Origin of the sequence: Thermococcus sp., assembly GCF_026991495.1 — an archaeon.
GTDB lineage: Archaea > Methanobacteriota_B > Thermococci > Thermococcales > Thermococcaceae > Thermococcus.
On sequence record NZ_JALXBJ010000029.1, the window covers coordinates 1 to 7,073 of the forward strand.

The 7,073-nt window shown below is 54.6% G+C and carries 10 protein-coding genes; 3 read left to right on the forward strand and 7 right to left on the reverse strand.

Annotated features, from left to right (window positions below; translation table 11 throughout):
* Positions 1–152 precede the first annotated feature (152 nt).
* From MVB78_RS03750 to MVB78_RS03760, 3 genes are read right to left on the reverse strand one after another with little or no spacing between them, the layout of a single operon-like run.
* Positions 153–611 (reverse strand): dual specificity protein phosphatase family protein, encoded by a 459-nt coding sequence (locus tag MVB78_RS03750; protein WP_297488010.1) that lies wholly within the window; start codon positions 609–611, stop codon positions 153–155.
* Between the two features lie 33 nt (positions 612–644).
* Positions 645–1,313, reverse strand: coding sequence for a carbon-nitrogen hydrolase family protein (locus tag MVB78_RS03755; protein WP_297488013.1), 669 nt, complete (start codon positions 1,311–1,313; stop codon positions 645–647).
* Complete coding sequence (locus MVB78_RS03760; protein ID WP_297488016.1) at positions 1,282–1,551, reverse strand: hypothetical protein; 270 nt, start codon at positions 1,549–1,551, stop codon at positions 1,282–1,284. The genes MVB78_RS03755 and MVB78_RS03760 overlap by 32 nt, the downstream gene beginning before the upstream one ends.
* Before the next feature lie 80 nt (positions 1,552–1,631).
* On the opposite strand from MVB78_RS03760, the gene MVB78_RS03765 reads away from it, so the two are divergent.
* Entirely contained in the window at positions 1,632–2,561 is a 930-nt protein-coding gene (locus MVB78_RS03765; protein WP_297488019.1) for a hypothetical protein, read from the forward strand.
* 91 nt (positions 2,562–2,652) lie between these two features.
* Here MVB78_RS03765 and MVB78_RS03770 read toward each other — a convergent pair whose 3' ends face one another.
* From MVB78_RS03770 to MVB78_RS03785, 4 genes are all read right to left on the reverse strand, one after another.
* Positions 2,653–3,492, reverse strand: a complete 840-nt coding sequence (locus MVB78_RS03770) for a CPBP family intramembrane glutamic endopeptidase (RefSeq protein ID WP_297488022.1) — start codon at positions 3,490–3,492, stop codon at positions 2,653–2,655.
* A gap of 85 nt (positions 3,493–3,577) precedes the next feature.
* Complete coding sequence (locus MVB78_RS03775; protein ID WP_297488025.1) at positions 3,578–4,201, reverse strand: CPBP family intramembrane glutamic endopeptidase; 624 nt, start codon at positions 4,199–4,201, stop codon at positions 3,578–3,580.
* On the reverse strand, positions 4,194–4,493 hold the full coding sequence (locus MVB78_RS03780) for a transcriptional regulator (protein ID WP_297488028.1): 300 nt from the start codon (positions 4,491–4,493) through the stop codon (positions 4,194–4,196). Before MVB78_RS03780 ends, MVB78_RS03775 begins: the two co-directional genes overlap by 8 nt.
* Before the next feature lies 1 nt (position 4,494).
* Entirely contained in the window at positions 4,495–5,094 is a 600-nt protein-coding gene (locus MVB78_RS03785) for a hypothetical protein (protein ID WP_297488031.1), read from the reverse strand.
* 93 nt (positions 5,095–5,187) lie between these two features.
* Between MVB78_RS03785 and MVB78_RS03790 the strand changes: the two genes are divergently transcribed.
* Together MVB78_RS03790 and MVB78_RS03795 are read left to right on the forward strand one after the other, a co-directional pair.
* Positions 5,188–6,351 carry an MFS transporter gene (locus MVB78_RS03790; protein ID WP_297488034.1) on the forward strand — a complete coding sequence of 388 codons (1,164 nt, stop codon included), beginning with the start codon at positions 5,188–5,190 and terminating at the stop codon, positions 6,349–6,351.
* Between the two features lie 37 nt (positions 6,352–6,388).
* The coding region (locus tag MVB78_RS03795; RefSeq protein WP_297488037.1) for a GNAT family N-acetyltransferase at positions 6,389–7,073 on the forward strand (685 nt) is incomplete at its 3' end.

Here is a 7,073-nt window from a genome sequence, read left to right on the forward strand (position 1 = left end):
TTCGCTGAGGGCTTTGGCAACTGCGCCACCTATCGTTCCTGCACCTATCACGGCAACCCTCATTCCAACACCTCATCCATCAACGCTCACTTCCAAAATAAACCTGCCCTTTAACCACCTGTCAATCTGACAGAAAACGAAGAAAATACGGCCTAGAGTTGTCGGTGTGACAGCTGCCTCTCAAGCTCCCTCAGGACTTCGAACTGTTCGCGCGCCTCAACGGCGCCGGGCCTTATTGAGCGAACCCTTCTCAGCGCTTCCCTGAGCGAAAGTCCCTTCGAGTAAATAAGCCAGGCGGTGGCGACGGTTCCACTTCTCCCGAGGCCGCCGAAGCAGTGGATTAAGACCCTCTTTCCCTCGTGCACATTCCTCTCGATCCAGCGGAGGATTTCGAGGAGCTGGTCTAAGCTTGGAGCGGTGAAATCAGGAATCGGGCTGTGTAGAACCTCTACCCCTCTTTTCCCCCATTCGTCGAGCGAGTAGGGCAGCTCGTAGTCCTCGACGAGGACAACGACTGCGTCGAAGTCTTCGGCAACTTCGTCGAGCTCGACATCGCTCGGCATCCGCGAGAAGGCCACTTTTTCGTCCACAAACCTTGCCGACGGCCACATGTTAATCCCCCGAATTTTTTGGCTCTGAATAATTTAAGGTTGCTCCCAGACCAGGGTTTTCTCTCCCCCGGAAGAGGCGAGAAGGTTTCCTTTTTCGTCGAAGACCCAGGCACCACCCGGCGGATAGCTGTTTACGATGAAGGCCTTAGCGTTGAGGAGTTTAACTCGCCCGGCCATCGCCTCAACGTCCTCCTCGTTTGGCTCGCCGTAGTCGGGCGAGTACTCCATCGGCACGAAGAGATAGGCCGGCCTTTTCCTCCTCACCCACTTCAAAATACGCCTGTTGTAGAGGTCGCCGCAGATGATTATCGCCACCTTTCCAAACTCAGTTTTAGCTGTTCTAACGGTGTTGCCGGTGCAGAACTTGTAGGGCTCCTGAAACTTGCGGTGCTTGAGGAGAACTTCTCCGTGTCTCCCGATTAAAAGCGCGGAGTTGTAAACGCAGTCTTTGTAGGGCTCAAGGAGGCCGAAAATGACGTAAACACCGGCTTTTCTCGCGAGTTCACTTACGCGTTCAACTATCTCACCGTAGAGTTCCGCCCCGCTGAAGTCCCACTCCTCGAAGCCCGTCAAACAGTATTCCGGAAAGACCACGAAGTCCGGATTATGGGCCAAGGCCTCCTTGAAGCGCCTCTCGAACTCGGCCCAGTTGGCGCTGAAGTCGCCAGTCTTAACGTGCATTGGGACTAAAGCCACCCTCATTCCCAAACCTCCAGCCTTTCAGAGGGCCGGAAATCTTCCTGACGAATCCCTCCGGCAAATCGTCGGGTTCTGGTATCCCGTTAAATTCTTCAGGAGGTTGTCGAGCACGTAAAGAGCCCATTAAAAGGCTCCCCTCGTTTTTCCAGCAGCCCCAGGGAGCGTACAGAGAGGCGAACAGATTGAGGACGAGCATAACCGCCAGGATCTCGGCGAGGTTTTTCCTTCTCGTCCGTACCACCAGCTCATGTTGACTGTAAAATTTTAAAACCCTTGTCATGGATCGTTAGGGAGTTGTTAAAACAAAAAGGTGATATTTTGATGAGAACCTACTCCTTGGGTGGTGAGACGGTTCCAACTGCGCTTGCCGGGAATTTAGTTACTGGAAGCGTTCACGATGGGAGGAACTACAGGATAATGCTAGCAAGGATTAACGGAGAGGAAATCATTAAGACCCGCTTTTTGACTGGAGAAAACGACTGGGAAGGCCACAGTATAGCAAAACTCAAAGACGGCTACCTAATCGTCGGTGCCTGTGAGGGAAGGGCAAATCCCGATGGAGGGGACGGCTGGAAGGCCTATGTCGCGAGGCTGGACGATGGTCTGAACGCAATCTGGGAGAGAAAGCTAAGAATCCTCGGCAACGAGGCCGTTCACTCTCTCCTGCCGGCTGATGATTGTGCCTTCATAGCGGGCGAGACTGCCAACGGGAAGGGCAGGGGCTTCTTCATTGGAAGAATCACTGGGGACAGCGAAGTCCTCTGGCTCAGGAAACTTGGCCCCTGGGACGATGCCGTGATTTCTGGCTTGGTTGAGCGCGATGGAAGGCTTATCCTCGTCGGAAGCCTGAAGGAGGAGAAGTGGAAGGTTAAAGCGTTCGAGTTCAACGGAGATGGAAAACTGATGAAAGAAAGAGAGCTCGCTGAGGGAATAGCCCTAACGGCCGTTGAAATGGATGGAAAGATAATCTTAGGCGGCTATAAAGGGAGCGACCTCTGGGTCTGGAGCGAGGACTGGAAGCTAACGCTCCCAAACGGCACGGTGACCTCTCTCCTGCCAGTTGAGAACGGCCTCCTCGTCGGGGGCGAAGTTGAAGGGAAGGCGACGGTACTTAAGCTCGACCCGAAAGGAGGAACCATCTGGAAGAGGGAGCTCTGGGAGCGCGGCTGGGTTGAGGTTTTGGGGAAGGGGATTGCACTCGGGGTTAAGGAGGAAGAGGGGAAGACGGTTATGGTCGTTGAAAGGTTTTAAAAGAGACCGCTTCAGGGAGCACGTCTGGAGCGATGGGAGATACGTGGACGAGCTGATATACGAGCGTTTCAAGGATTAATCCAGCTAAATGTTACCTCCTACCCTTCAAAAGCCTCAGACCAAGGTAAACGACGCCGAGCATTGCGATGGCCACTCCGGTACCTAAGATAAGGCTTTCGTTCGAGTAAACCCCCGTTAGGTACCCACCGATTGAGATGAGCCCGTCCCGAAGAAGAACCAGCGGTAAAACCGCTAAGAGGGCAGTTGTCCCGACTATAACCCCTCTGGCTTTCTCGTACTTTATGTAGGCCCAGGGAACCATGTCATCGAGCCAGTGGATTGCCATAACGACGAGAAGGCTCTTCGTGTATAGGTAAGCAAGCCCAAGGACGAAACCAACCAGCGTGTTTGATATCAGCACGTTCCAGTTCCTGTTGGGATGGGAGAACCTGTGCCCGATGCCGAAGAAAAGCGAAAGCGCAATAAGGCCTGCAAATGGGTTCCAGAGCGAGAGGAGGCCAAGGAAGACGTAGCGGAAGACAATCTCTTCTGGAAGGGCGGCGCTTATTATCTGGAGGAGTGCCGCATCTTTGAAGCCCATGCTTTTAACAAGTTTAACCCCCTCGTCATTAATCTCGGGGCTTTTCGCTTTTCCGAGTTCAAAAACAGCCGGGAGGAAGGTCAGGACGCTCAAGGACAGGAAGAGCAGGAAGTACTCAACTGGAAAGCTCCAGCGGACGAAGTAGAGTTCCGGGTACAGGAGGGTTATGAGCACTGCGAAAACGACTGTAAATATTGACATCGCCACCCAGTAGCCTTCAATATCTCCAAAACGCCTCTGGAAGGGCCTTATAAAGCCGCTGAGATAGAGCCCGTGCGTTATGTAGAGCAGGAACGCTAAGATGAAGGCAGTTAGGGGATTCATAGGCATCCCATCGAGTATCCTCGGCTTCCTTAAAAACCCTCTACCCTTCACCAATCGTTACGAGTCGGAACCGGTTGAGGGTTAAAAAGGGTCAGCGGTTACGCTCAGACCTTAGCTCACTTCCTAAAATCCCCGCAAGGTTCGCCGACGAGTGGAAGGTGAAGGCCGTGAGAAGAGAACCGCTGAGCGCGAAGAGGTAACCAGCGATAAGTCCCATGAGGAGAGCTCCGCCCGCTACATAGGCCTTCCCGATGGAAGTTCCCTCGAGGGCCATCCAGTGCGGGAGGGCGAAGAGAAGGGCAGAAAATCCAACCGCGCCCCAGAACTGGCCGTGGATTAGGAGGTAGCCCTCGACCAGCGCCCTGTTGAGGCTCTCCTCGGCGAAGGGAGCGAGGATGAGGAGAAGTAAGGCCCTCCAGAGAAAACCATCGGGAAGAAACTCCGGCATCTCGACCCTTCCCCCCAGGAACTTTTCCCCGAGGTTTAACGCCAGAGAAACGGAAAATCCAATCGCTATTGACTGAGGAAGGTAAGCCAATCCAAAGCTGACTGGAATTCTGAGGAGAGAAATCAAGGTGAGCGACAGGGTTAGGAAAGCCCCCTGAATTCCGGCACCTGCGAAGTCCTTTCCCCTCTTCGCTAAGAGCGGTCCAAGGCTTGAGGAAGGCAGGAAGACAACCAGCCAGAGGAGGAAAGCGTACAGATATTCAATCACCGCCCACCACCTCGCGGAGGATTCTCATAGCTTTCTCCAGTTCTTCCGTTCCCCTCTCGCTCAGCTCAACGAACTTCCTCGGTCTTTTGCCGAAGCCGTAGTAGGTTTTTACAATTCCGGCCTTTTCGAGGGCTTTGAGGTGGAAGTCGAGGTTTCCTGGGGTTAGCTTCAGGGCCTTGGCGAGCTCGATAAAGGTCGTCCTCTCTCGGGAGAGGAGGTAGAGGGCTATTGCCAACCTCGTCGGGTTCCCGAGCGGTGAGTTTGAAAGCTCTCTGAGCTTCTCAGCTCTCATCTCACTCCCTCATGGCCCTTCTTATGTGGAGGAAAGCCGCGAAGGAGAAGGCGGAGGAGATTACCATGACAGCGAAGGCCATCTCCTGAACCGGAAGCTTACCGGCTAAGTAGGCTGAGGAGAGGATTATGGAACCTGCCAGCACCATCTCGGACTGTACCCTGCGGTAAAACGATAAATCAACTGCCACCATGAGAAAAAGCGCGAGGCCGACGAAGAGGAGCATTCCCTTTCCACCCGTGCCGTAGAGATAGCTCGCCACGAAAAAGGCCGTAAACCACGCGAGAACCTGAGAGACCGCGTAAAAGGGCTTCTTCTCACGCCTCCTCCCGAGGACGCGCTCTATGGCCTCGACCTTCCCGAAAACGCGGGTGTTCTCTATCAGGAACCACGCGACGAAGAGGAGCGAGATAATTGTCGAGACGTAATCCCACTCCAGTCCAGCGTACTTAACCAGTATCAGGTCAAGGAGGTACATGAAGGAAATCGCAAAGCTCCAGAAGATGAACGGAAAAGCTAAGTAAACCCTCTTGGCTAAGTTCAGCTCGTCTTCAACGGCCTTGAGGGCCTCCGCAAGCTCCTCAACTTTCTCCATGCCCACCACCGTTCCAACTTCGCGCTCCACCTATTTATAACCCGCTGGAAGTTTGGAAAACAGAGCTAAGCTTTTAACGTCCCGCTCATATCTGCCCCCATGAACCGCCGCCTCTACCGCCTGCACCTCCTAACTTCAGCCCTCAGAACCGCAGGCGATGCCATCGAGAGCGTTGCCCTGCCCTGGAGCCTCCTTCAGAGTACAGGCTCGCTTGTGAGCATAGGTGGCTACGCCCTCTTCACGCACCTGCCGTGGGTCATCCTTCCTCCCCTCCTCGGGAGAACCCTCGATAAAACTAAGAAGAAAGTTCGACTGGCGTTCTTAGCTTTGCTCATTCAGGCCTTTTTAGCAGTCCTCATAATCCCGCTATCCCGTAACGTCTGGGCATTCTACCTCCTTGTTTCGGCCATCTCGGCCCTCGACATCCTCCACCGCTACTACGGCTTCTCCCTCATAGCGTCAATAACATCCGAGGAAAGTGAACTCCAGAGGCTGAACGCGACGCTGGCAACCGTCGGAAACGCGGTCTCGCTGGTGGCCTTTCCAGTCGTGGGGGTTTTAGCGTACTGCTTCGGGATTAAAGCGATGCTCCTCGATGCGGTTCTCCTTCTCATTGGGGCCGTGAGCCTGCTCCCTTACCTCGGCCTTGCGATCACACCGGAGCGTACAGGTGAGACTAAGGCAGCTAACAGGCCTTCTATCTTCAGTAGAAAACTAATCCTCGGTGTTTTAGCCTCGGTGCTCCTCTTCAACTTCGCCCTTGGCTCCTTCAGGATTTTTGTCTTCGCCTCGCTGAGGACGCTTAGCAGGGGGGAGGTTCTCTACGGCGTCCTTCAGTCCCTCACGACGGCTGGAAGCCTCGCGGCGGTGGCCGGGCTGACTTACGTAGCTATCAGAAAACGGGCAGGATTGGAAAGACCACTTATAGCAGGGATGCTCCTCCAAAGTGGGGCGCTACTCCTCGTGGGGATTCCGGCAGTGGTGGTGCTCTTCCCGGCGGTTCTCTTGGTGGGCCTCGGCGGTGAACTCCTCAACGTCTCCTTCGACAGCCTGATGCAGAAGTTCATCCCTCTGGAGAGCCTTGGAACTGCGAGGGGCATCTTTGACGCACTCGCGACGCTGGTAATCCCTCTCTCGCAGTTAGCTTTTGCGTGGGCGATTGAGAAGAGCGGTGAAATCCCAGTTTTTGCAATTGTGGCGTTCTCCCTTGCGCTGGCTGCTTCCTTCATTCTTAAGGAATCCCTCGGAGACGCAAAAGCATAAAATCCCGGGCATCGACATACCTGCCAGGTGAAAAACAATGAACCCAACCATCCGCGAGGCCACACCTGGGGACAGACCCTTCATAGAGGAGATTGCAAGGCTGACGTGGGGCGGTGAAGACTATTTAGCGAGGGTATTTGACGACTGGGTAAAAGAGGGGAACTTCTACGTCCTTGAGCTTGAGGGAAAAGTAATCGGAACGGCAAAGATGACGCTTTTGCCTGGCAAAGTTGGCTGGCTTGAAGGGCTTCGCGTTCATCCAGACTACCGCGGAAGGGGCTACGGAAGGCTTTTGCACCGCTTTATGCTCAACCTCGGCGAGAATCTCGCCCAGGAAGGCAGAATTGAGGCCCTTGAGTTCGCGACCTACTTCCTTAACAGGGAGAGTATAGCGATGGCCAGAAAGGATGGCTTCTCCGTGATGGCGAGGTTCTTCGACCTCGGCGCGAGGGTAGAGGACTTCCAACCGGAGGAGCCAGAGCCGGCTGAGATTGGGATGGAGGATCTAACCCTCGGAATAATCCCGTTAGGCTGGAAGTTCGTTCACAGGAGCGGGGAAGCCCTAAGGTGGCTCAGAGAGAAGGGGGAAGCCTATGAAGTTAGCGGCTTCAAGTTCCTCGCCACAAAAAACGGTGCAACCTTCACGCCGCTCTCAACCGGCTTGGGATGCATAAGGGCCGTGCTTCCGGCCATGGCTTGGGTGGCGAGGGGGCGGGATAGGG

What these genes read in the sequence shown, in the direction of transcription:
- MVB78_RS03750 (WP_297488010.1), bottom strand. Translation starts at nt 611, where the DNA reads ATGTGGCCGTCGGCAAGGTTTGTGGACGAAAAAGTGGCCTTCTCGCGG.
- MVB78_RS03755 (WP_297488013.1), bottom strand. Translation starts at nt 1,313, where the DNA reads ATGAGGGTGGCTTTAGTCCCAATGCACGTTAAGACTGGCGACTTCAGC.
- MVB78_RS03765 (WP_297488019.1), top strand. Translation starts at nt 1,632, where the DNA reads ATGAGAACCTACTCCTTGGGTGGTGAGACGGTTCCAACTGCGCTTGCC.
- MVB78_RS03770 (WP_297488022.1), bottom strand. Translation starts at nt 3,492, where the DNA reads ATGCCTATGAATCCCCTAACTGCCTTCATCTTAGCGTTCCTGCTCTAC.
- MVB78_RS03780 (WP_297488028.1), bottom strand. Translation starts at nt 4,493, where the DNA reads ATGAGAGCTGAGAAGCTCAGAGAGCTTTCAAACTCACCGCTCGGGAAC.
- MVB78_RS03790 (WP_297488034.1), top strand. Translation starts at nt 5,188, where the DNA reads ATGAACCGCCGCCTCTACCGCCTGCACCTCCTAACTTCAGCCCTCAGA.